The organism is Sphingobacterium multivorum (genome assembly GCF_900457465.1).
GTDB classification, from domain to species: Bacteria; Bacteroidota; Bacteroidia; order Sphingobacteriales; family Sphingobacteriaceae; genus Sphingobacterium; species Sphingobacterium multivorum.
The window spans coordinates 936,384-961,072 of the sequence record NZ_UAUU01000009.1 but is presented as its reverse complement, the minus strand read 5'-3'; the positions used below and the strand labels follow the sequence as shown (position 1 = coordinate 961,072).

The following is a 24,689-nucleotide window of genomic DNA, read 5'->3' as shown; positions in this document are numbered from 1 at the left end:
CGTTTATGCCTTCAATTGATATCTCAAAATATAAGAAAAAGCCTGAACAGCCTACTTCCCCTAAGAAAAAAGAGGGGGCTGGCGATATTTTGGCCTTTCTGAACAAAGACATCAGCTTTGGAAACGGCCAGCTTCCCGACAAGAAAAAAGAAGAGTTCTATGTCGAATTCAGTACCCTGCTCTTATCGGGTGTTGACCTTAAAACAGCTTTTGATCTGGTTCTTTTGGATCAGAAAAACAGCAAGGACAACAAGTTGTTTCAGGAAATCAAGAGCAACGTCCTCGTAGGGGATAGCCTATCAGATGCCATCCGTAAAAGCGGAAAGTTCAGCAATTACGAATTTTTCAGTTTACGGATTGGAGAAGAGACCGGGAAACTTGGCGAGGTTATGAAAGAACTGGCCTCGTTCTACAAAAGTAAGATTGGCCAGCGCCGTAAAATTATTTCGGCACTCACCTACCCCGTCATTGTCTTAAGCACATCGATGGGCGCAGTACTATTTATGCTTAAGTTTGTGGTACCGATGTTTTCCGATATTTTCAAACGTTTCGGCGGCGAGCTCCCGGCCATTACTGCCTTTATTTTAAAAGTCTCCCAATTTATGGACCGTACGTTCTGGTGGGGTGTATTAGTCCTTATTGGTCTTATTGTATTTATCCGTTTCAACCAAAAGCAGCTGTGGTGGCGCAAGTGGTCTTCCAGAATTATGTTGCGACTTCCACTATTTGGCGATATTATCCGCAAGGTCCATTTGGCGCGTTTCGCTAATACCATGCGTCTATTGGTCAGCACCAACACGCCGCTGCTGCAGTCTATCCAGCTGGTGCAACAAATGACCGATTTTTACCCGATAGCACATTCATTGGAAGGAGCAGAAAAGGAAATTTTACAGGGAGAATCCCTGCATGCGGCGCTTTCCAAATATCCTTTTTATCCAGCAAAAACAGTACAATTGATTCGTGTTGGCGAGGAGGTGAACAGACTGGATTTTTTCTTTGAAAAGATAGCAACCCAGCTGACGGAAGAAGTCGAATACAAGACCTCAACCCTTTCCAGTTTGCTTGAACCTTTTATTATTATCTTCTTGGGCTTGGTCGTTGGATTGATCCTCATCGCCATGTACCTGCCGATGTTCCAAATGAGCAATAGTTTTTAACCACAAAAAATATATTTTATGAACAAGTTTATTTTTTCAATTGTCCTACTCCTTTTAGGATATAACTACTGTGCCAAAGCGCAAAATGCGAATCATTATTTCCAGACTACAGTTACTTTTCCAGTTGACTATAAAATTGGAGACTATATTGAATTTGCATCTGCTAATCCAATTGCTGCCGGTGCATCAGGCTATTATGAAGTTTCCATTTCTTACGATAGAGGATACATGGCAGCTGCCGCAACCTACATCGTTTCATCGTCACATTCTAATCCTTCGAGATGGCTTGAAGCTGGTCGAATAAATAATAACGTATACACATCTGGAGGTCTAAATTTTACGATTGATCATAATCCTGGCACGAAATCTTTTCGAATCAGGGCAGTCAATACTTTTGGAGCCCCCATACCGCTCAGTGTTGATATCAAAATTCGCTCTATTAATTTTAATGTAAACTTTAGCACTTTTCAGATATTTGGGCATGAATCAAATGAGATCGGGCTACTACCTATGACTTACGACTGGGATTTAATCGTTGGAAACACGTTTACTTATGGACCTTGGATTTTGGCAATTAAAGCAATATCTAACGGCAATGTTGGCATAGGTACACCAAATCCTACAGAAAAACTGGCTGTAAATGGAACAATTCGGGCAAAAGAAATCAAGGTTGAAGCCAATCCATGGCCTGACTATGTCTTTAATGAAGATCATCAACTAATGCCCTTGGATTCACTTGCAAGTTTTGTAAAAGAAAACAAGCATTTGCCCAATATAGCTCCTGCAAAAGCAGTCGAGGAAAATGGTGTAGCCTTAGGGGATCTGAACCGCCAGCTACTTCATAAAATTGAGGAAAAGACTTTGTACCTGATTCAACAAAATAAGGGTATGAAAACGCTCAATCAAGAAATTGAAAGTTTAAGAAAGGAAATTGATGTATTAAAATTGAACAGATAAAGCACCTCTGTTCAATTTTTTAACCAAAAAGGTATATTTTATGAACACATTTATTCTATTTTTCACCCTATTCATGTTAGGCCATGGTTACTATGCCAAAGCACAAAATGCAAATGATTATTTGGAAACTAATGTCACTTTCCCAGCGAATTATAAGATTGGGGATTTTATTGAATTTGCAACATCAAAACCGCTCTCGGCCGGTGCATCGGCTTATTATGAAGTATCAATAACCTATGCGAGAGCCAATATGGCCGCAGCAGCGACACATATAGTTTCATCCTCCCATGCCAATAGTCCAAGTTGGCAGGAGGCCGGCCGTGTCAACAATAATGTATATACAACAGGTGCGGTAAATTTCACGATAGACCATAATCCTAACACAAAAGCCTTTCGTGTTAGAGCGATCGAAACTTTTGGTGTTACAGCGCCTTTAGTTGTATATATCAAAATACGTTCTATCAATTTTAACACTGGTTTCAATACTTATCTGACAACTGGAAATGAGCCTAATTTAGTAAAAAGGCTACCTATGACATATGATTGGGATTTGGTTGTTGGAAACACTTCTACTTCTTCAGAAGGTAGTTTAGCCATCAAAGCAGCCTTAAATGGAAATTTCGGTATAGGCACACCAAATCCTACAGAAAAACTGGCTGTAAATGGAACAATTCGGGCAAAAGAAATCAAGGTTGAAGCCAATCTATGGCCTGACTATGTCTTTAATGAAAATCATCAACTAATGCCCTTGGATTCACTTGCAAGTTTTGTAAAAGAAAATAAGCATTTACCCAATATAGCTCCCGCAAAATCTGTAGAGGAGAATGGTATTGCCTTAGGAGAGCTGAACCGCCAGCTACTTCAGAAAATTGAGGAAATGACGCTTTACTTAATTGACCAAAGTCGAGAAATCAAAAGTTTGAAAAATGAAGTTCAGGCTTTGAAAACGCAGAAACGTTAATTTCCATCGCAAATAAAAATCTTAGTGCGAGTAGTAAACTTCAATAAATTATTCGCACTAATTCATATGAGACATAATATCCTCTAGATAGCTTCTCAATATCTACAAAAGTTGTTGCCACCACATAATTGTGAAGCCATCGTCAGTGATGATTTGTAAATGAATACACTTTATGAGACAGTTTCAAGAAAAAAAAGCCATCAACCAAGGTTATCTAGTTTCAAATATCCGATTGTTAAATTTACATTTTTTTTCGAACGATACTAATGAGTCAAATTAGTGTCACACGAACAAAATTGCTCTCTATTGAAGAAAACGTTTGCTCCAAGCCGATATCCCATATAACAGCTTTACCGAGATCAAAATCCCACGCCTACAATTTAGAATTCAACTTCAATTCCCTGGTGAAGGTCATAGAATTCTATGAGTGTCTCCTCTAACTAAGTAAAGATCCTAAAAGATAAATTAAAACAATCAAGCCCAATCTAATACTAGATTGGACCTAGTTGTTTTTTGGATCTCCTTCATAAATTTTATTTATCATCATTTTTCAAAAAAATTTAATGACTGTTAGGCCGTAAGAACTTTTCATTGAAATTTCCATTTTCAATTTAATATTTAAAACTAGCTATCAATACATAATTTGAATCGATCTCCGGCGCCATAAAACACATAAACATTTACGTGAAATACGATTACCTTGTGAGGTTTAAAAATTTCACTTCAAAAGATATAGCTTGGCAACAAATTTTAGATGATTTTATTTTCTATTTCCATTCCAATCAGTTACGCTTACTTGATAAATTGAATGCCATTTCTCAATAAAAAAACCTATATTTTGCATATCGCTAGAAATTAAATTTTTCAATTTTTCTACCTCCCGTTGAAATCCATTTGAAGAAAAACTTATACCCAATTTATAATGCGGTGAGAACAGTTCATTTATCAAAACTATACCTTTATTCCCATCCTCTCTTAACCTCATTTTAGTAAGACTACTAGGAGGGATTCCAAAATTTATTCCATTTAACTCTTTTAGCTGTTCAATATTCTCAACCATTGGTGACAATTTAAAAATATTTAAATATATCTGAATCCATCTATCGTCCCGATTTATATAAACATTAAGATTTTCTAATATTGAATTATTCAATAAACGACCGATTTCAAAAATATAACAGTTTATTCCACCATTCCAGCCAAACCAGGAAGTGCTGAATGGAGATCTTTTAAACCCCTGTTTTTCAAGCTCTGGCAGACCTTCTTCCATGAAGATTTTTTGTCTTATAACTAAAAGCTCTTTTTTAGACACGTTGTATGTTAATCCCATTTATCTATTATTTTGTGAACCTACTCCTGCACCTGCACCAGTCGTCACAGCTCGGGCTGAATTACCCAATCCTTTACTGGTTGTCCTATCGACAATCAAGCCTCCTGCAGTCTGAACATTGCCTTCTGCAGCCACTTGATTAGGTGTCAAAGAAGATGTATTAAATTTACTTTCCACCGTCAATTCTTTACGCGTAAATACGTTTTTCATTTTATGATCGTATTTAGCCACCTGAACACGTCCCGTGGCTGTCGCTCGTCCTGTATCAACGTTTGCCTTACCTTTACTCACGTAACCTTTAGCAGCATATTTAATTTTAGTTACACTCTCTCTATTTTCTTTTGCCTAGTTTGAAAAGCAGCTATGTCACTATCTATTTTTTGATTTGGTTACTTTCAATTATCATTCTCAAATGCTGATATTATTTCAATCGGGCTCTTTGATGATAGGCTTGTGAAGTTCGTACCATCTTTTTACAAAACGATCAATATTTGTCATATCTGATTTGACCAGATGTTTTAATCTTTGACGTTTGTATTCATAACCAGATTTAGTGAAATAGCATTTTATATCATAGGATGGTGAAAAAAGCATATGATACAGTGGTGAACCTTTATAATCGTCACATCTTAATTGCATATACTTATTCTTATTATTAATTGTCATATAAAATGGCATTCCATCAGTTCCTTTCATAGAAATAAGTGAATCAATTTTAGGAACTAGTTTGAATGCGCAGATGTAAAAACATATATTATTTTCATTTTTATTAATTGTCACATAAAGCATTTCTAAATAAGTATTTTCAGTAAGACGACAAAAATTGTAGTTAAATTCTTGGTGAGCCGGATCAAATTCTCCATTGGAATCATTATTGAATACTGACATTTCAAAACCATTTTTCAATAGCAATGGAATACCAACTTCTTTAAAAATATCGTTTCTGTCTTTTAGTAACTGCTTTTTTGATAGTTCAAAAAAATAATCCATATTAAAATCATCTATTTGTTTGAGCGCTAGCCTCCCCAGCGCTACCTACAATAGCTCCTCGAGCGGCCTCGCCTAGACGTACACTTGTTGTTCTATCGTTAAATTTACATTTGTTTTCGAGCAATACTAAAGAATCAAATTAGTGTTCATAACAAGAAAAATTGCTCTCTATTGAAGAAATCACCTGCTCCAAGTGGATATCCCATATAACACCTTTACCGATATCAAAATCCGATTTCCATAAATAGCACACTTTCTAAAAAAGCGCTCTCAGAGACGGGAAGATGATCAACATTATCGCTTATTAAGTTATTATAACTATAAAAAAGTCTTAAATTATCAATTTTAACATGTATAATGTTTTGCTCATCAATCCCCTTTTCAATCGCAAGAACTGTAACGTTATAATCATATTCATTAACCCTAGTTTTATAAGTCCAAATTTGTTCCTGATTTTATAGTTTTCATATTAATATTATTCTCCTTTGGCAACCAAGTCATCCGTATCTTAGAAAAAAACAAATAATTTTATCTATTTTTAATATCATCATTCGAAAAAGAAAAAGCTATTCGAGCACTTTATATCGAAAGATTTCAAAATCTATTTCAGTTTGAGTCTTTCTACCCAGACGTTTGGTCTGCCTAAATAGTAATCTTTTATTCGATCTTCGACATGGTTAGCTTCCCAAACAGCGGCTCGTTCTAAATTAGTGCATTCTCCTTTTGTAGCAGGAGTAACTTCTCCTGTATTAGGGTCATATAATTCACATTTGTTAAAATCATAAGGATCCTGTATAAATTTCATTGGTTGAATAAGTAGATCATGTCTAATTGGGAGCTTTCCTATCTTTTTCCATACCCCCTTTGTAACGACATCATCATATACAGCTATTATAAAAAGTACCTTACATTCGAGAAGATCATTTAATTTTTTTATTTTATCTTTTGATTTATAGTCAAAAAAAGCATACCCCAGCCCCTTTAACAAAACCTGAGCATAAATGAAATACTCATTCTCTATATTAATCTCTAATATAGCACCTTCCGTTATTCTTTGTCTTTTCATTTCAATTTTAAAGCTTCCTGCATGTATTTTTCTAATTTCTTATTATGGGGACTTATACTATTGATACGATTTCCTGACGTCCCGCCACCTGATATAGCCCCACCGCTATTTGTTATATTTACCTGCTCTCGTCCTCTAATAGCATCAGAGTTTGTTGAGGTTTTATCCAAATAAGCTGGTCCATGAGTTTCATTCATATGATGGTTTTTGTCCCTTTTAGCTATGTTTTTTTCAGGAGTGTTAGTCCCACTCGTCCTACCTGAATACTTTCCATCTTTTTTAGGATCTAACGCATCTTTAAAATACGTTTGAAACGTTTTCTTGACCTCAGTACTTACTTTCTTAACAACTTCCTTTTTAACAGCTTGATAAAGAACTTTCGAAACAGGTTGACTTTGCTGCCCACCAGGCAGTGAATTTGTTACTATTGACGTATTGTAACTATCATATGCCTGTTGAATTTTTGCAGCATCTCCTGCCAGATCCCTTGTTGGGGCAACAGCTGGTTGAGATGTTGTCAAATATCCTATTATTAAAATAATTGGCACTATCGGCACTCTTCCGTCGGGATCTATAAAACGTATCGGATTATCAAAAGCGTAATTAAACGGCGAATGCCTTCTCATCTTCTCCGCTAACGGGTCCACCACATTCCACCTTCCTATCTCCGCGTCATAGAACCTCGCCCCATAATCCAACTGCCCTTCCAGTGTGTATGTACTTCCCAAAGTATGCGTACCGCCATTTAGGTCAGCCTGCATCTCTTTGCCATTATAAAGATACTTATTATCGATACTCGTTGCAATACTCTTCGTCTTCCCAAATGGATAATAATCCTGCTTTTGCATTACTGCCGCAGTTGGCACCGTAGATGTACCTCCTTTTTTCAATACTACACGTACATTACCCAAGTGGTCCGTCAGATTGTAGTAATAGCTATATGCCCCCGAACTGTTCAACAGAAAACCATCCTCAATACCAATTCGTTCAATGACCGGACTACCCGTTCCAGTCTTACTGTATTCTATCCCGCCGATATAATCCCGCTGTGTCTTGATTCCTCCTACATCCGACGTTCGGCTTAGTTTTGTTCCAAGGGCATCATAGGTGTAAGAGATAGTCTTTCCTCCTCCACTAACTGTTTTAGGAAGGTTCAGCTGATTGTAGCTCAATAGCATACCAGTACGGTCTTTGGTTGCATTACCGTTCTGGTCGTAGGTAAACGATCCTGTCAGACCACCGGACAATGTATTCAACCGATTACTCTTGTTGCTATTGTTATAGCCATACGTGATCGCTGTACCATTGTCCCGGACCAGTGTTCGGATATTGCCCATATCGTCATAGGTCATTGCCTCACTCATCACTGTTCCCGTACTCACACCGTTCTTCAACCTGTTCAGGGCATCATAACTATAATTAAAAGTACTGTTTGTGGTAGCGGCATATCCCCACAGCTGCTGTGCGATATTGCCATTGTACTGTGCATTTGCAAGAACTGTGGTACCGTTGACATTATAGTTCAGTAATGAGGTGAACTGTGCCGAACTGGCTTTGGTCTGCCAGCCACGTTCGTTGTAGGCATAAGCTATGCTGGTCATAAAATTACCACCGCCATTCTCACTGTGAAGCGATTTGGTTGTAAGCTGGCCGATCTCGTTATAGCCCAATTTACTCTGGATAATCTCGGTTTGGCTGTTCACCTTTTTTCTGACCTGGACCAAACGTCCCTGATGGTCATAATCATTGCCCGTTGAAAGGGTAACGGCCGTCCCTGTGGACGGTGTGTGTACCCTGGTACTCTTAACCAGTTGATCCGAAAAATTGTATTCATTGGTGACGATATCGGTGCCATCAAGATGGTTTGTGCTACTCACTTTCACAATCCGGCCCTGATCATCGTAATCATTGACAGTCCATAACCACTTTGCAGGACTTGAATCCAGTACAAGCACTTTATTGGCAACCAGAAGGCTCTGTGTCCGGATACTATAGGTGCTATGATCCGTAAAGGGTAAACCCGGTATGGAAGTATAATTATCATAGTAGTTGACTGCCTGAACGGTAATATTGCCTATATTTTGTGGGATCGTATTGTTGGTATATCCTTCCATAGCCGATCCGCGCTGTTCCCAAAGGGGGCCTGTAAAGGATGACAGCGATGACTGTAGGCTGCTTTGGTCATCACCGGTATGCCCTTTCTCTATTCCTGTCAATATTACCCGGCCTTGCGCGTCATATTTGGTAAAACTCCATTCCCCACGTGCTAGCTGTTCGGCATCACGTGTGAAGACGATCTGATCATTATTGTTATACACATAATACTCCCAGCCTTTTCCCGGTATTTTTTTCCTGACAACCCGTTTTCGCGCATCGTACTTATAAGCATAAATAAGCTCAAAAAAATCTCCGCTAACCGTTTCCGAAAATGTGGTACCCGTAAATCCTGGCGGCAGTACATAGCGAAGATCACCAAAATCATCATATACATAATATGTATTTAATGCTTTGGATTCTGTTTCCCAAATTCGTTTAAGAACCACACGATCCTCAAAGTCTTTGAATTCCTCTACAGTGCCTTCTTTAGACGGAGGAAGTCCCGTCCCATTTTTATTGATCCAGTTTTCATCTTTCAACACAGTTTTGTAAAGCCTACCTGCCGTGTAGTAAGTAGCTGCAGCACCATTGTTTGTGCTATTGATAGTCCATAAACGGACATCGTTGACACCATTGGTTCCATATTCGGTTGCTACAGTACGCCCTGCATTTGCTCCCGAAGGCACCGTATTCCGGTCAGCAGCAGGTTGCCAGGCCGTACCTGGAGCTCCTTGCTGTTGCACACGATTCAAAGGGCTGCTTTCAAATACGGCAACAGCATAGGGATTACCGGTCTTCATCACTGTGAGATCCCAGCCACCACCTACTTTGTAAAAATCAGCTTGGGTAGTCTTTGCTGCACTCCTAAAACTTCCATTGCCAGATTGCTCTGCATAAGGCAAATATTTTGTATTCTCCCTGCCAAACCCATCGTATTCAATATGCTGAACAATGTCCTTATACGTCGGACTCGCCATCAGCTGTACGCGCTGTACCTCGCGCCCCAAACCGTCAAAATACTGAATTGTTTGATTTTCCTTCCCAATGGTACGCTGTGCTGCCAACTGAGCTATCCTTACTGTATCCCTAAAAGTTCGGGTCAGGATATAATTCTGACCCGTGGTGGGTATGCTCACAATATTCTGACCTTGTACAATACCGGCTGTCAATAAAGATAATATGGTTAAAAAGTTCTTTTTCATAATTTCGTCCAATCTTTTATTTAACAATATATCCGTCATTATTGGAAAGAGTTATCACGCTGTTATAGCAGGTCGTGACATCTCCACCCTCTCCAGGTGGAAGCCCCCTCGTGGCTATATCCCCCTGGGCTACCCGCGATATTTCGATAGGGCCGCCCTCACAATAGCTCCAACCCGTACTGAAGCTCCGGGAGGATGCGCCCGCCTCGAGGAGAAGCTGATATTCATATTCCAATATCTGAGTGGATGCCACATTAGAGGTAATGGTCGTTTTTTCCTTGAATTTGATCTGTATGGGATTTATAAGTGTGTAAGGAATTGTACAAGCCGCATCCGAATAAAAGGAAACAATGTATGGTGTGGCAGTTTTCATCACTCCATTATGATCTGATGTTGTCTGGGGACCGGTGGTCAGCTTTGCATACAATACAGAAGGCTGTGTCACCGGAGGTACGATGACCGGTGGGTCAGCAACATCAATATAGTTATAATCATACACGCTTTTTATATGATGGTTATCATCTTCGATCGATCTCAATCTATTGAAATCATCATAGGAAAAATAACTGGTTTCAGCACTGGGCGAAATGATGCTGCGTATGCCTATTCCCGGGTAATGCGTATAGGTCGTAACAGAAGCATCCTGCGGATATATGCGGACATCGTCAATTCCGTTCGGCGCGGCAATAGTGACATTTCCCGTATAGTCCTGCTTCATATATTTCCATACTCCCCCCTGTAGCAGCCAATATTCAAGAAGATACGATTTGCTATTGGGACGTTGCCAGGATAGTGCATATGACCCCGTGAAATACTTGGCTCCTGAATGTGCATTTCCCACCGTACCATTTTCTTCAAAACCTTCATAAAATAGTTCATTTTCCTCCCCGTTTACAATCTGCCCAATCACCTCCGTTCCAACTGAAGGATATCCTACCAGCAAAGGATTCGACGCATAACCATATTTATAGGAAGTGGAAGACCCTTGCTTCAATTTTTGTATTATTAGCTGCCCGTTTATATTGTAGGTAAAAATAACCCGATCAGAAAGCCTTGTATCACTTAGCAGATTATTGAATAGCTGTCCGGTTCTGGATTCAGCATTCAGCGCTGGGATAGCCCCATCAGGTTTGAATATTTTAATCGGCTTAAAGAGACTATTGTCATACTGTGTAACCGTCATATCCACAAGGGAGGAATCCGAAGTACGCTTTTTCCATATCTGCTCCTCCAGTACGACATTTCTCACATTTGCATTTAAGAATCCAGTCGAAATACTTCCAATGTAGTCTTCAGGATATTTATATTTGGACAGCAAAAGATTGCCATCGGAGGTTGTATTCCGCTGTAGTTTTAGATTTCGATGATTGTTATCATAGATATATTCCTTGCTGCTGAGTATCGGTTCACCAGTTTCGTAACTATACTCCCTTTCCTTAAAAAGGGATTTCCAGACCTGATAGTGAACCCCTAATTCTGGATTGAAAGCGTAGGGCGGTTCGGCAGATGGCCCACTCATGCCAAGTGTGCCCTTAGTTTGCTCAACCCTTAAGAAATTGAAGATGGTATCGTATTTAATTTTATACTCCATCTCCTTTTTGTTGAGCCGCACAAATTTATTGTTCACCTTACGGTAGGTAACAACCGAATCTAGATCAGCATCGAGATTAAATACCCTATCGTAGTCCTTGTAACTATAGCGTGTTTTTAAAGTATCTGTTCCTTTAACCTGTAGTTCGTCGACCACACTATAAAAATAGGTCTGTCCAAAAGCACCCGATGACGCTATTGTAGAACCATATATTATCCCCGGCATAATGGTAACCGTAGGTGATCCATTCTCCCAGACCAACTGCGTATAACCTTTGGCAGAAAAATTGGGACGCATATCCGAGCCGCTGGAATATCCCAAAGCATTTAGATATTTATATTCTTTGCGCATTTTTTGCCCATTTGAAGGGTCTACTTCTATGGCTTTCATTCTTAATCCAGATGTTTTTTCACCGATGATCTGTTCGGTACCTGGGCTAGTATAATTAAATTCACATTTAATGTATTCCTCTTTTATGTCATTCTCGACACGGGCTTCATATTCTCCCGGCAAAAGATGCAAGGTCCAATTGTAACCCGCGCCGTCGGACTCCAGTCCCAACTTAATTGAATTCTGTAAATTCAGTCCATCTCCCCCCACTACCGAATAGATATATAGATCAGGTACCGTATTTCGTGAATTGTTGTCTGCATAGGGAGAAAATGCTTTCCGCTGTATAAAAAAGGTAATATCCTGTGCCTGGTTGATTACAAATCGTTTACGGATCGGTGGCATATTTTCGTCCAGAAAACCTCCGGCCTGCAATTGGACACCTGTCACCACATCCTTATATTTCAATCCCAGTCCAACATCATTCAACTCATATTCAATTTCAGACTTGCCTCCGGTTGGGTAATCAATTCGCTTTAGAGCGCCCATAATTGTACCTTCTAATGCAGGTGAACGGTCCGGACCACCCGGATAATAGATATTAGGCACGATAATTCCATTAAATTCTCCCCTTCCGGTATAATATCCATTTACGTCAACATTGGCAACACCTTTCGCTGGAAAATTGACGTTGACATCTTCATTATAATAATAAAAAACGTGTCTATTTTTCTTGAGCGCATCCAATTGTGCCGGAGTCAGTAGTACATTTGATTTGGACAGCTCCGTGATTGACTTAAGTTTGAGATATCTATTTCCATTGGAAATCCCATAGCCAAAATACTCATACTTGAATCGGTAACCCTTTATCAGATCACCTGCCGAATTTGAAATTGTAATCCCTCCAAGTGTGGAGGAGCTGCCCAAACTGTTTCGTATATCTACACGATTGTCGCCCGGCAAAAAACTAATGTTGTAGTCGGAAGTTATTATTGAAGAAAGCCTGAGTGTATTTACTCTTGAAGCAAAAGTTGTCGAAACCGGAGACAAAACAGAATTACCACCATAAGGCATTTCAAACTTCATATAGGTCTGCGATATACCGCCGCCCTGTTCAACCTGTCCATCAGAGACATAATTAAATAAAACAGCTGTTTTACCTGAACGGCTCTCGATTTTCGTCAGGTAATAGGTGGAATTGTAATTAGGGAGGGTATAAGGTTCACCATTCACCTTGTGGGACGTCGATTCATAGGCGCCAAAACTATATCGGGTGCCGTCTTCTGTCACAATGGTAAAGCTCGTGGAACCTCCGGTAATCCTAAACTTATTGTTTGGCATGCAGTAAAATTTGCCCTTATAGGCAATGAATCTACCGTTGTATCCAGCAAAACTGTATTCATAAACATCGGGCTCGGTGTCATAGTTACCATTGACAACAGCTAACATGAACTGCTCTGTCGGATTAGGATTGATATTCGACTGAACATAACTATCTTTGTAATTATTTCCGGCTCCGTCGGTATCATCTAAGTGGCCAAAAGGGATTCTTGATATGGATCCTCCGGCAATTAGATTCCAGCCCATACCTGATGATCCGATCTGCTGGTTCGGTTTGAAGCCATCGTAACTGTAATTCAGTGAAATTGGCAGCTTTATTTCATCACTGCTGGCATCAAATAGAGGGATGGAAAGGTTAACGGTACCTTTAGCAAAGTTATTGCCCACATTCGTATAAGCCAAAAGACTTGCTGCATTGGGGGACGGCTGTACCACATCTGTTCGCAGCATCTGCTTGTGCCCTTCTCCCGAGGGTGTACTTTTAGCCATCTGGGAATAAACAGACATAGGCTGCATCAGTATAAAGAATATGGTCGCCATAAGAACGACAATATCTCTGCTTAAACCAAGAAAAAAATAATAAAACAGGCCGTTTTCGGTTAATAAAAACTTTCTTTTCATAAATATCGGTTAACATTTATTATCAGAGCTTACATTAGAGTAAATTCCTTTTGCTAAATATAACTAATATCTGATAATCATAAACAATTGATTTAAAAAAAAGAAACAAATATTACCCCTTAAAGTCACAATATCAACAATTGTGTAATATTTTATATTGAATAGATTTATCCGTATCAAAAATATAAATTAATACCTATCGCATTACTCGGAAAATAATTTTTAAATTATTCCATTTGTATCAATTCTTCTATATTTTTACTTTTCCAACTTCACCTTAAACCCACTTCCCCTTCGATCACTTTACGCTCGTTGGCTGATACCCTCCTGTTGTCAAACTTCAAGTTAACTGTGCTCAGATAGCCCAAAGTATTGATCTTTTCCAGTTCGGCAACGGATGCGACTATAGAGCGATAATCTCCCTTTAAGGTTAAGCTCTTGGATTTTACAGCAGCGCTATCTACTTGCATCGCATTATTCTTTGGAAGATTATTAAAATAAACCTGAATACGCGGTGAATTAATTGCCCGGCTTGCTTCTGAAAGGAAATTATCATTCCAGGTTGCCGAATCACTTTGATACACTTTACTCAGGCTATCCAAAACTTTACTCTTTCTTGTAAAATCAAACTGTGTACTATTACTGATGTCACTGCCGATCAGACTATTAAGACGCGTATTTTCACGATAGGCTAGATAGGTCTTTTGGAAGGCCAAAAACCAGGCAAGCACCAGGAGAGTCCCGGCACCTACAAACAATAGCTTATTGCGTTTTTTATAATCAATTTCCTTCCACTTTATCATTGTAGTTTATCTTTATGGTAAAGGCATCCATCGTTTCGTCCAGTTGCTTGTTGCCATACTCCTCGATACTGACCTTTGCGATCCAGGGATTATTCTTGAGTTCACGCAGCCACAGATTGAGCATTTCCAAAGTTGGACTATTCCCTTTAATGATGATCTGGTCAGCCTGTTGGATCACTGTATTCCCCAGTCCTTTTGATTGCGGATTGACCTGGATCTGTGCCAGACTGATCTGCGTAAACTGTCGGATGGAATAGCCGATCTGATCCAGTAGCCAGGCTTTGGAAACACCACCATTCCAACCTAGTTCTGCCAATAGCTGCTCATTGCTCTTTATTCCCCCTTCTAACTTCCCTAAATCCTGCACCGTGCTCTGTTGACTATTTACCCGATCTCCTAAGGTCATATTTTCCTGATAATAATGACTAAATAAGAACGTGTTCGCTAGCAGTAAAAGAAAAAAAACAGCAACTAGAATCAGCAGATTTACGTTGAACTTTTGTTTTTCGAGCCAGCTTTTACGCTGTTCTTCCACTTCGGGAATAAGCAGCCCATACTCGGGAACGTAACCTGCCATCAAAGTTGAAAAAGCAGTTGCATAAGCGGTCACATACTGCGGTTTAATCGGATGGTCGCCAATCTTTAAGGCAAATCGGCTCTCGAACTCCTGTCCATACCGATATTCTTGCCATTGTTTGTTTTCAGCACCGATCCGTATGGAATGTCCGTCAAAAGTGTAGGCATCACCGTAACTATTGATCTGGCCAAGTATTGCGTCGAGCACAAAGGGACCGATAAACACTTTGATAACCTGATATCCGCTTACTGCAAATCTGTCGATCATCTCCACAATATAATCCTTTCGCACAAAAGCCACCCATTGTTTTGTTTCTCCTTGTAGCTGTCCATAATAAAAACGATCCGCATCATAGCTGGGGAATATAGTCTTTAACCGCTCCTCATCCAGATCCATAGGCGCAGTCTCTTTGATAAGGATCTGCCTCGAATCAAGGTGAAGTGCAACAGGCGTATCTTTGTATTTGTTGTTTGCGATAAGTTCCCAGTCATCTACCTCCCAGGTATCTTCAATTTCAAGTTGGTCTTTCTCTAACTTCACCTTGCAGTACCGAAAGGATAAGCTAGAGGCATCCTGTCGGAAGGAAATTCCAAGACAAGCATTCAGTCGATATTTTTCCTTGATCCTGTTCAACATGTACTAATACAATATCGTTGGTTTAATAAAGACGACCGACACAACCTTCTGTGTACTTTTCTCCCGGCTGCTAAACAACCATTTCAAGATTGGAATACGGGACAATATCGGAATTCCCCTTCCACTGTTACTATTTTCGGTACGCTCAATCCCGCCCAATACAATCATATCTTCATTGCGTGCACGAATAATGGACTCAAACTTACTGTTGGACGTGGGAGGCGGCTCATTTTCTTTTGGTGTACCTATAAAGTCGGAGATATCCACTTTGATTTTCATTGTAATCTGATCATCACCCGAAACAACCGGGACAACTTCGATCTTCAAATCCGCATTTACTTCATTATACTGCGTAGTGAATACATTTGTGTTAGTCAATCCCGGAAAAACATTTTGTGTCTCAATCTTGTAATAACGCTTGCTTCCTATACTAAGTGTTGCTTTATGACCATTTAAGGTAGATAGCTTAGGTACAGAACGTAATTCAACATTCTTATTTTCCTCTAAGGCCTGCAGCCGTACATAAAAATTTGGAGTTACACGGCCGAGGTTGAATGAGTTATTTTTCCCGATCTGCGACAAAAAGCGATTGACGGAACCGGCGCCGAATGTAAAACCATCGGACAGGCTTCCTCCAGTTTTTGGAATGGAGTCAGCTACCCCCATCTTAATACCTGTTTTTAATGTATTGCCTTTTTGAATATCCAGTAGCGTCACCTCAATCAGTACCATCGGCACCAATTTATCCAGCTGCTTCACATAAGTTTCAATTTCACGGATCTGTGGTCCCGATCCAGAAAGCAATAACATATTCTGTTCTTTAAATTCCTTGATCTCAACATCTTTCCGCCATTCCATCGGAATCATCATCATGATGGTATCGATCGACCGATGTTGCAGCTGCACGATTTTACTATCACGCAGTCCTTCGTTGCGACGATTTCCGATCAGATAAGTATCCTTGTCCATCCGAAAGGTATACGGTGTTCCCTGAAAAATAGAGGTCAGGAACTGGTCGAAAGAAATATCTTTTACATTGGTCGTAATATTTCCGTCAATCTGGCTATAGATAAAATAATTAACGTTAGCTTCCTCGGAAGCACGTTTAATCAATTCGATAATTGGCGTATTGGTTGCCTGAATTGTGAAACGCTTTCCTCTACCCTCTTCCGTTTTTCCATAAAGTGCATAGTTACCTGGCTGCCCGCCACCCATGCCCGGATTCATTCCATTCGCTCCATTTGCTCCATTTGCAGGATTACTTGCATTGTCCGGTCTAAAACGAACATCCGTCTGCCTGTCGTCGTTGATAAACAGTTCCTCTCCGGGGATCAAGGACTCAAATACATACACATTATCATTGGTCTTGCGGTATTTCAACCCATTCACATAGGCCAACTTTTCCAATGCTGTTTCAAATGGCGCCTCAGCCATAAATCCAGTCACGGTCTTCTGGAGCAAGGGTGTGGGCACTATTAAATTTTTACCCGATAGTGAACTGATTTTTTGAGTCACTTTGCCTAAGGGGTCATTCTGCAGTTCATAGCCCAATCCATCGCTTGAGGTATTGTACTGTACTTTGATATCCTTCTCGATCTGAACAGGCCCAGGCTCCGGTAATTTTTTGATCGTCATAATCGAACCGATCACATCGATATCCAGACCATATGTTTTCGCTAGAAATAGCAGTACGTTTTTAGCGGTTTCGCCTGTAAAGTTATTGACGATGGAAAAACTCAACGTAGGGTCAACATTGATATTCAAGTCATTGGACTGCGCGAGGGCCCGTAGAAATTCCTGCGCCGTAACGCCCGAAACGGAAAGTTTCACCTTCTTTTGTAATCCAGGTACCGTTCCTGCCAAAGCTTCCAGCCGTTGTTCTACGCGTGCATAGTTTTCTGTCGCATTTTGAGCAAAAGTGCTGATGCTAAAAGACAGTAATAGCAATAAGGTTAAATATAATGTTCTCAAACTCATCATCAATAATTGAATAGTAATGGATAGATTTCCTCTATCGTTGTTTCCCCGGCAGCGAAAAGCTCAAATGCATTTTCGCCAAGTGTTTTTATTTTTCGTTCCTTCAGTTGCTCGTCCACCCGCATATTCCCTTTTTTGATCTCGTCCACCAGCCCATGATCCATCGGAATAATCTCATAGACCGCTTTTCGCCCTTTAAAACCTGTAAAATAACAAGATGCGCAGCCGACGGCAACGGCATGCCTATGCACCGTAAAATAAGGTTTAAATTGTCTGGGGTATAGATCGGCTGTCAGCTCCTCCTCCCGTTTACAATTGGGACAAAGCGTACGCACCAAACGCTGAGCTACGGAAGTATTTAGGGTACCAGCGATCAAAAAATTGGGAATCCCCATATCGATCAAACGCGATACCGTTCCCCATGCAGAATTCGTATGGATGGTGGACAATACCAAGTGTCCCGTTAGCGCTGCCCGTATAGCCATATTGGCGGTATCGGGATCACGGATCTCCCCCACCATAATAATATCCGGATCCTGACGCAAGAACGTACGCAGTGCTGCACCGAAGCTCATCCCAATATTTTCCTTGAGCTGCACCTGATTGATGCCCTCCAGCGTATACTCGATAGGATCTTCAATGGTCAGAATATTATTTGTGGTCTTATTTAAGTGTTTTAATGTAGCGTATAAGGTAGTTGTCTTACCCGAACCAGTAGGTCCGCTGATCAGCAAAATACCATTGGGCTTTTTCACTCCGTGGAGGTAATTTTCATAATCCTCCGGAGACATCCCCAATTTATCCAGCTGAATATTGGTAGCATTATTGTTCAGCAGACGCAGCACCACCTTTTCCCCGTGAAGAGTGGGTAGCACCGATACACGGATATCAAACTGATCCTGATTACGTCTGTAATGGATACGCCCATCCTGCGGAAGGCGTTTTTCGGCAATATCCAGATTGGACATGATCTTGATCTTATTGATCAAAGCCGGATAGTCCTCTCTTTTCAGCACATACCGCTCCACCATCATTCCATCGATACGAACGCGTACACGACAGCGGCTTTCATAAGTTTCGATATGAATATCACTGCTTTTGAGCTGTTTTGCTTCGTAGATTAAATTATCAAGAAAATCTGCATTAAAGACCAAGTTTTTGACAGCTTCATTTCCTTCCGACTGTTTTTCGCCAAAGTAATGTTTACCCAGCCATTCTTCGATCTGGGCCGATGAAGTAATCTCTAGGATAATATGTTCATCAAAGAGAATAGCCAACTCATTCTCCAGTCCGGAAAGGTCCGTGGACCGATCTGTATAAAAATGAATTTCCTTGCTATTCCGGTCAAATGGAATAATACGGTAGTGCCATGCGATATCCCGGGAGATTGCATGCAGTATTTCTGTTGAAAAATGATAACCTGTCCCCACAACGCTTCTTTGTTAATAATTCGGTATACTTTTCTATGCTATGACATAAACGATTGACCGATCAAATCCCAATCAATCCAATTCATCCGTTCGGAGGTAAAATACCCTAAAAAAAGTAAAGCCTGGCAACCAGCCAGTGGAATACCTTTTTGCGGATCCTGCCAATTTTTGTTGACCATAGCAACCAACAATACGGTGATCAAACTGACGATGTGGAAAAGAAAAAAGTTCAGAAAGGGCATATAGAGCAATATACAGAGCAAAAATGCAATATCCCCCCAACCCAACTTTCGATCCATGATCCGTCCCCATTGCCCATCTTTGATCCGGAAATAGATCAGGATGCCCCCCATCTGAAAAGCCAAAAACAAGCTACTCGCCAACATATCCGGATAACAGTCCTGCCAATAACTTTGTGTCAACTTAAGTCCCAAAAGCAGTATGGCCAGTAAAAGAAAGAGAACAATGCTTACAGCGCGTTGTTTAAAATCCTGATAAGCTATACCAATTAAAAGAACAACAATGGATATGGTCCACCACATGTTAATCTGCGGTAACCTCTTTTAGGTTTTTATCTTGGTCTATTTCCCACACATTGAACTTACCGTCGCCATTGAAATCCACTACGGCAGTTGCTCTTCCTAGAAAAGTGTTCTGATCGGCGCGCACAATTTCGATGCGGTAGTTGGCTTTCCCGTCTTTCCCGTCGGTACTTAATTTTTCCTGTACAAAACCGATCTCATCCAGGTTGCCACTGTATTTGGACTTTTCGAAAAAATAATTTTTCTCCAAGGTCTGCAAATGTTGCAACTGCACCTTAGCTTCGGTGCTTTTGGCTTTGGTAATCAATGGCATCAGGTTAGGTAACGCTAACAATACCAGTATACCGATAATCACCATAACCACAAGGATTTCCGTAAGACTATAGGCTTTTAACCGCTTTTTGTAGAATCTTTTCATAATTCGACTTCTTCCCTATTTATTTAGGCATTACTAATATAAAAGTTTTCGCCTAACTCTCCTAATTTTTAATTCTTGGTCCTAATAGCCATATTATCTCCATTAATAGGAATATCAAATATACAGCATCTATTATATCGTGGTAGGAAAGCATAATCGAAAACTTATTTTTACAAAGCGATAGGAATTAAAAATCTACTCTAAATAAATTGTTAGTATCATCCAAAACGATTTAACAGAAGCGAAAAGACAGTACCAAATTGCAATGTCAAAAAATTATATATTGAAAACACAACTACACCACTTCAGTATTTGTGTCATCTCTCCTCCAGCGATTAGGTCCGCATATCAGTAACGGACTTCGTAGTACCACAATTACATGAACCATATGGGAATTTCCTGTTCATCGAGCATTCATATATGAATGAACATCGCGACTATCTGCTGTTAAAAGACCTTTATTTTGCCATTTTGGACAACCTTTGGAATAAGAAGCCCGACCGTCTCAAACTAGCTTAGAGCATTGAAGCGTAAGGTATATCTGATGGATGCCAGCATGATCCCATATGATTGTCAATGTTCGACTGGGGTAAATTCCGAAGTAATAAGGGGGCAGATAAGCTGCATACCGTACTTGACTATAATGGCTGCCTACCAGTGTTTATGGAAGTTACCGATGGTAAAGTGCACGAAAGTAAAAAGGAAGACAGTTTTCTTTCCCCAAGGGCAGCATAGTTTGAAGGGCCTAGGTTATGTTGATTTAACTGGATGCATATTTTGGACAGCACAACGGGCGATGAATATGAGATCCTGACTAACAATGCTCACTGGAAACCTTCGATGGTAGTGATAATATATAAACAACGCCGCCATATCGAATTGCGAAGCAATCATAAATGCAAATAAAAACAAACATAAGTGAATAAATCTTTTTCAAACACCTCAAACAGCATCTTAAGTTCACAAGTTTTGTGGAAATATCGCAAAATACCTTTCAAATACAGATACGGTGTGCCCTTATTGGAATACATTTACTGAAAAATATACAGAAAAAAGTCATCTACAAGTAGAATATCTCCAATCCTTTGAGCTTTAAACGCATGAACATATTTGCTAAGACTAACTTTTGGCAATGGGCCAACGACCCATTTATCAAGAAAAAAACGTTTAATAAAAACAGGCAGTTTGGCGTTTTTTAAAAAATAAAGGGGATCGCTAGTAGCGGCGTCTAAATAACACACTTCTAGACAAGCAGAACCGCCCTTTTTCGTAACCTAAATTTTATTTTGGACGGTAGTGATAATTTTGTTGCTTTTTTAATATAAAATAAATAATTTTATATATGTCATATCGACATTTATAATAGCAGTATACCTAATTTCCTCATGCCGTAAAGAGTAGTAACCTAATTTAATACATAAAAAAGCTGTTTTAGAATTATTTCAATATTTAACTTTTACACAAAAGAGCTGTATTTCCTTGAGTTAATGCTATTTATTTTAGTCCTATTTTCATTCAAATGATAATCATTTAATATAAATAACCAATAAGAGACCATGACTGAATTCAATGAATTTCGAAAAAGCATTCTTGTGCTCACGCTTTTGATGATACTTTCAGTATTGTCACATGCACAATTGGCATTGCAGCCTGTCACGCCGCCGTCACCTAGGGCCGCTGAAATTATGCGTGCAAATATTGTTCCAGTGGGATATCATACAGGAACGATAAGCCCTGACATTAAACTACTTACAGTTGATGCCAACATGATCAAAATTCCTATAAGTTTGTCTTACAATTCTCAGGGAGTCAAAGTTGAGACGAGTTATTCACCTGTTGGGACAAACTGGGCTTTGAACGTTGGTGGCATGATCACCAGAAATATTCGCGGAAAGGAAAATCTAAAGCGTTTTAGATTAGAGGATGTTTCAATACCCACTAGCCCAACCGAAAATAATTTTTGGAATGTATCCGAATTTGCAACAGGTGCAATAGACGGAGAGGGTGATATCCTACATTTTAACATAAACGGTTATACAGGAACGTTTTTTTTTGACAATATTGGTGTGGTTATGCAAAAGCATGATCCACGTATTAAATTTAACTTTGATGCAACTGGGAGTGGAACCTTTACGATGTATGATGAATTTGGTAATACATATGTTTTGAAGTCTCTTGAGAACACTTATGAATATAACAATGTCAACTGGTATCTTGAAAAAATTACTAGTCGCGACGGCTCAGTAGTAGTAACATTTGATTATATAATAGGCCAGTCTTCCATTGTAGCCCCCCGTAACTCGAAGCGATACTGGTTTGTGGGAACCAATCCTACAGGGCATTCTTTGTATACTCCCTCTGATATGTATTCAATACAAAAGAATGATAGATTGATCAAAAAGATAACCGTGTCTACAGGCGATTCAGTTGTATTTGGATATGGAGCATCTACTTCTCTTGAAGGTCCGAGCTTGAGAAATATCAAGTACTATTCCGCGCAGGGAGAAGTAATAAAACATGTAGATCTACAGGTGGATCGGGTCCAAACATTGAATGCTTATGTCGAGACCGCTCCTGAATATCCTTCAGCGTCACAGAACCCTCAGTTGAACTATCGGACATATCTTAGTCGGGTCGTGCTCCGTGCAGGAACAGATTCAATGCAATATCGGATGGAATATTTCGGAAGATCCTCTTCTGGGAGAGATTCGCTCCCAAACAGGCTAAGTTGCGCGCAGGATTACTGGGGATATTATAACGGAATAAATACAAATACAACTATGATTCCCAAGATATATGAAAGCCTTGATCCTTTTTTGGGGAATTTGCCAGAAATGTGGGGCTTTTTAGATGAATCTTTTCCAATGGTTCCACTTGAACTTCCAGGAGCGGATCGAAGACCCAATAATAGTTTTCGTAAATATGGAACACTGAAATCCATAACCTATCCAACAGGTGGACGGGATATTTTCGATTACGAGTCAAATGTTACGCCTTTAGATGGAGGGATAACCGATGGACTCCGGATAAAAACTATAAAATCTTATACAGCTGGTACAGTGCTTGCCCAAAGCCGTAGTTTCATGTATGAAGATCCCGTACTGGGTTACAATGATTATCCGATGTATGGCTTTTTGTTTTATGACAACGGTTCACCACAGAATATCCAATATTTTGTATGGAAAATACCATCTCTTGGAGACCCCGTGAGGTATGGAATAGGCATTGAGTTATTTCCAGGTTTTAGAGATGATGTATATCTTAATTCTGTTCCGAAGATTGCCTATAGAAAGGTAACCGAATATCAAGGCGATGGCGGGGGGACTGTATACAACTATTATGCTGAAAGCGGCTATAATGAACAATATGATATTAATAATACACGAGTTTTGTTAATGTCTAACAGTACACCCCAGGGTACAGTTACCAACCAGTATCCGACCTACGGGAGGTTTGGTTGGCCGATGGGGCCTTATTTGACCAATGACCTCTGGAAAAATGGAAATCTGATCAGCAAATCCATATTTAATGCAGAAAATAAAGCTATTGAGACCGAATACAGATACTATAAACATCAGGTTTTAGCGGAGGTACCTTCCATCAAGGCAATTACACTAGTTCAGGATGGAGCCTATATGTTCTATAATTACAAGCAATTGAGTACTTATACACAGCTCGATTCCATTGTAAGTTTAAAGGACGGTGCCAGAAGCAAAAGGAGCTTTGAATATACGACACTTCCATTAGGGAATATCCGTAAAGAAATCGTAGAAAAAAGCGATGGCAAAACAGCATATACAGATTACAAATATGCTTTCGATCGCACGGGATCTGTCTATACAGGTCTTTCTTCGGTGAATTATCTGGCGCCATTGGAGATAAACCGTTATGCAAATAGCAAGCAGGTGGGCCGTGAGGTAGCAAACTTTGGACTTTTTGGAACAAAAACCCGACTTCAGTCAGTATTGAATTATGGAAGAAATTCTACGGTCACATCGACTACAAATTACCTAAACTATGATACATATGGAAATCCACTAGAAGTACAAAAAGATGGAAGATATTCATCATTTCTATGGGATCACAATGGACGTTCACTAATTGCACGGGTAGAAAATTCAAGATCTCTGGATATGGCTTATACAGGGTTTGAAACTAATGAAAAGGGCAATTGGACATATACAGGTATGTCAAATCCCGCTGTCACCCATACCGGTTCCAGAGCTTATGCATTAAATAGCTCAAACTCTCTAAGTAAGAGCGGTCTAGATGTATCAAAATCTTACGAAGTAACACTATCCGTAGCAGGGAGTAGTTCTCCACAGGTGGGAGGAGGAACTATTGTTTCAAGCTACAGTCACGTCGGACCGATCTGGACAGAATACCATTATATCGTTAAGGATGCCCCTACGATTACAGTCGCTTATCCCAATTCCGGCAGTATTATGGTTGACGATGTTAGGATTCATCCCATCGACGCGAAAATGACGACTTATACTCACAAACCACTTGTGGGAATGACAAGTGCCGCGGACGAGCGAGGTATTCCAGAGTTATATTATTTCGATAGTTTCCAGAGGCTTCAAAGTAAATATGACTTTGAGAAAAACATCCTGCAGGATTATCAATATCATTACAGACCAAACTAAGCGAAGGAGAAATT

The 24,689-nt window shown here is 39.8% G+C and carries 17 protein-coding genes; 5 read left to right on the top strand and 12 right to left on the bottom strand.

The window, feature by feature from the left end; translation table 11 throughout:
• Positions 1-5 precede the first annotated feature (5 nt).
• From DTA23_RS15705 to DTA23_RS15695, 3 genes are read left to right on the top strand one after another with little or no spacing between them, the layout of a single operon-like run.
• Positions 6-1,157 carry a type II secretion system F family protein gene (locus DTA23_RS15705; RefSeq protein ID WP_112375254.1) on the top strand — a complete coding sequence of 384 codons (1,152 nt, stop codon included), beginning with the start codon at positions 6-8 and terminating at the stop codon, positions 1,155-1,157.
• Between the two features lie 18 nt (positions 1,158-1,175).
• A complete protein-coding gene (locus tag DTA23_RS15700; protein ID WP_112375253.1) occupies positions 1,176-2,114 on the top strand; it encodes a hypothetical protein in 939 nt (312 codons plus the stop codon).
• Positions 2,115-2,154: 40 nt separating this feature from the next.
• Positions 2,155-3,075, top strand: coding sequence for a hypothetical protein (locus tag DTA23_RS15695; protein WP_146753089.1), 921 nt, complete (start codon positions 2,155-2,157; stop codon positions 3,073-3,075).
• 760 nt (positions 3,076-3,835) lie between these two features.
• On the opposite strand, the gene DTA23_RS15690 is transcribed toward DTA23_RS15695, so the two are convergent.
• From DTA23_RS15690 to DTA23_RS15635, 12 genes are all read right to left on the bottom strand, one after another.
• Complete coding sequence (locus DTA23_RS15690; protein WP_112375251.1) at positions 3,836-4,405, bottom strand: hypothetical protein; 570 nt, start codon at positions 4,403-4,405, stop codon at positions 3,836-3,838.
• A complete protein-coding gene (locus tag DTA23_RS15685; protein ID WP_112375250.1) occupies positions 4,406-4,696 on the bottom strand; it encodes a hypothetical protein in 291 nt (96 codons plus the stop codon). It abuts the gene before it with no gap.
• Between the two features lie 135 nt (positions 4,697-4,831).
• On the bottom strand, positions 4,832-5,395 hold the full coding sequence (locus DTA23_RS15680) for a hypothetical protein (protein WP_112375249.1): 564 nt from the start codon (positions 5,393-5,395) through the stop codon (positions 4,832-4,834).
• 601 nt (positions 5,396-5,996) lie between these two features.
• On the bottom strand, positions 5,997-6,461 hold the full coding sequence (locus tag DTA23_RS15675) for an Imm26 family immunity protein (RefSeq protein WP_112375248.1): 465 nt from the start codon (positions 6,459-6,461) through the stop codon (positions 5,997-5,999).
• Complete coding sequence (locus tag DTA23_RS15670; protein WP_172462427.1) at positions 6,458-9,760, bottom strand: DUF6443 domain-containing protein; 3,303 nt, start codon at positions 9,758-9,760, stop codon at positions 6,458-6,460. Before DTA23_RS15670 ends, DTA23_RS15675 begins: the two co-directional genes overlap by 4 nt.
• A 16-nt stretch (positions 9,761-9,776) precedes the next feature.
• Positions 9,777-13,643: a hypothetical protein gene (locus tag DTA23_RS15665; protein WP_146753088.1), complete on the bottom strand. Its 3,867-nt coding sequence runs from the start codon at positions 13,641-13,643 to the stop codon at positions 9,777-9,779.
• A 272-nt stretch (positions 13,644-13,915) separates the two neighbouring features.
• Positions 13,916-14,446 carry a hypothetical protein gene (locus tag DTA23_RS15660; RefSeq protein WP_112375245.1) on the bottom strand — a complete coding sequence of 177 codons (531 nt, stop codon included), beginning with the start codon at positions 14,444-14,446 and terminating at the stop codon, positions 13,916-13,918.
• On the bottom strand, positions 14,424-15,659 hold the full coding sequence (locus DTA23_RS15655) for a hypothetical protein (protein WP_112375244.1): 1,236 nt from the start codon (positions 15,657-15,659) through the stop codon (positions 14,424-14,426). The genes DTA23_RS15660 and DTA23_RS15655 overlap by 23 nt, the downstream gene beginning before the upstream one ends.
• A 3-nt stretch (positions 15,660-15,662) precedes the next feature.
• Positions 15,663-17,636: a secretin GspD/PilQ domain-containing protein gene (locus DTA23_RS15650; protein WP_112375243.1), complete on the bottom strand. Its 1,974-nt coding sequence runs from the start codon at positions 17,634-17,636 to the stop codon at positions 15,663-15,665.
• A gap of 2 nt (positions 17,637-17,638) precedes the next feature.
• Entirely contained in the window at positions 17,639-19,066 is a 1,428-nt protein-coding gene (locus tag DTA23_RS15645; RefSeq protein WP_112375242.1) for a GspE/PulE family protein, read from the bottom strand.
• 38 nt (positions 19,067-19,104) lie between these two features.
• Positions 19,105-19,608 (bottom strand): hypothetical protein, encoded by a 504-nt coding sequence (locus tag DTA23_RS15640; RefSeq protein ID WP_112375241.1) that lies wholly within the window; start codon positions 19,606-19,608, stop codon positions 19,105-19,107.
• A 1-nt stretch (position 19,609) separates the two neighbouring features.
• On the bottom strand, positions 19,610-20,026 hold the full coding sequence (locus tag DTA23_RS15635) for a type IV pilin protein (RefSeq protein ID WP_112375240.1): 417 nt from the start codon (positions 20,024-20,026) through the stop codon (positions 19,610-19,612).
• A 576-nt stretch (positions 20,027-20,602) separates the two neighbouring features.
• Between DTA23_RS15635 and DTA23_RS26940 the strand changes: the two genes are divergently transcribed.
• Complete coding sequence (locus tag DTA23_RS26940; RefSeq protein WP_146753087.1) at positions 20,603-20,761, top strand: transposase; 159 nt, start codon at positions 20,603-20,605, stop codon at positions 20,759-20,761.
• Positions 20,762-21,582: 821 nt separating this feature from the next.
• Positions 21,583-24,675 (top strand): hypothetical protein, encoded by a 3,093-nt coding sequence (locus tag DTA23_RS15625; RefSeq protein ID WP_112375238.1) that lies wholly within the window; start codon positions 21,583-21,585, stop codon positions 24,673-24,675.
• The last annotated feature ends 14 nt before the right edge of the window (positions 24,676-24,689 follow it).

What these genes read in the sequence shown, in the direction of transcription:
- DTA23_RS15705 (WP_112375254.1), top strand. Translation starts at nt 6, where the DNA reads ATGCCTTCAATTGATATCTCAAAATATAAGAAAAAGCCTGAACAGCCT.
- DTA23_RS15700 (WP_112375253.1), top strand. Translation starts at nt 1,176, where the DNA reads ATGAACAAGTTTATTTTTTCAATTGTCCTACTCCTTTTAGGATATAAC.
- DTA23_RS15695 (WP_146753089.1), top strand. Translation starts at nt 2,155, where the DNA reads ATGAACACATTTATTCTATTTTTCACCCTATTCATGTTAGGCCATGGT.
- DTA23_RS15690 (WP_112375251.1), bottom strand. Translation starts at nt 4,405, where the DNA reads ATGGGATTAACATACAACGTGTCTAAAAAAGAGCTTTTAGTTATAAGA.
- DTA23_RS15680 (WP_112375249.1), bottom strand. Translation starts at nt 5,395, where the DNA reads ATGGATTATTTTTTTGAACTATCAAAAAAGCAGTTACTAAAAGACAGA.
- DTA23_RS15675 (WP_112375248.1), bottom strand. Translation starts at nt 6,461, where the DNA reads ATGAAAAGACAAAGAATAACGGAAGGTGCTATATTAGAGATTAATATA.
- DTA23_RS15670 (WP_172462427.1), bottom strand. Translation starts at nt 9,760, where the DNA reads ATGAAAAAGAACTTTTTAACCATATTATCTTTATTGACAGCCGGTATT.
- DTA23_RS15665 (WP_146753088.1), bottom strand. Translation starts at nt 13,643, where the DNA reads ATGAAAAGAAAGTTTTTATTAACCGAAAACGGCCTGTTTTATTATTTT.
- DTA23_RS15660 (WP_112375245.1), bottom strand. Translation starts at nt 14,446, where the DNA reads ATGATAAAGTGGAAGGAAATTGATTATAAAAAACGCAATAAGCTATTG.
- DTA23_RS15655 (WP_112375244.1), bottom strand. Translation starts at nt 15,659, where the DNA reads ATGTTGAACAGGATCAAGGAAAAATATCGACTGAATGCTTGTCTTGGA.
- DTA23_RS15650 (WP_112375243.1), bottom strand. Translation starts at nt 17,636, where the DNA reads ATGAGTTTGAGAACATTATATTTAACCTTATTGCTATTACTGTCTTTT.
- DTA23_RS15640 (WP_112375241.1), bottom strand. Translation starts at nt 19,608, where the DNA reads ATGTGGTGGACCATATCCATTGTTGTTCTTTTAATTGGTATAGCTTAT.
- DTA23_RS15635 (WP_112375240.1), bottom strand. Translation starts at nt 20,026, where the DNA reads ATGAAAAGATTCTACAAAAAGCGGTTAAAAGCCTATAGTCTTACGGAA.
- DTA23_RS26940 (WP_146753087.1), top strand. Translation starts at nt 20,603, where the DNA reads ATGTTCGACTGGGGTAAATTCCGAAGTAATAAGGGGGCAGATAAGCTG.
- DTA23_RS15625 (WP_112375238.1), top strand. Translation starts at nt 21,583, where the DNA reads ATGACTGAATTCAATGAATTTCGAAAAAGCATTCTTGTGCTCACGCTT.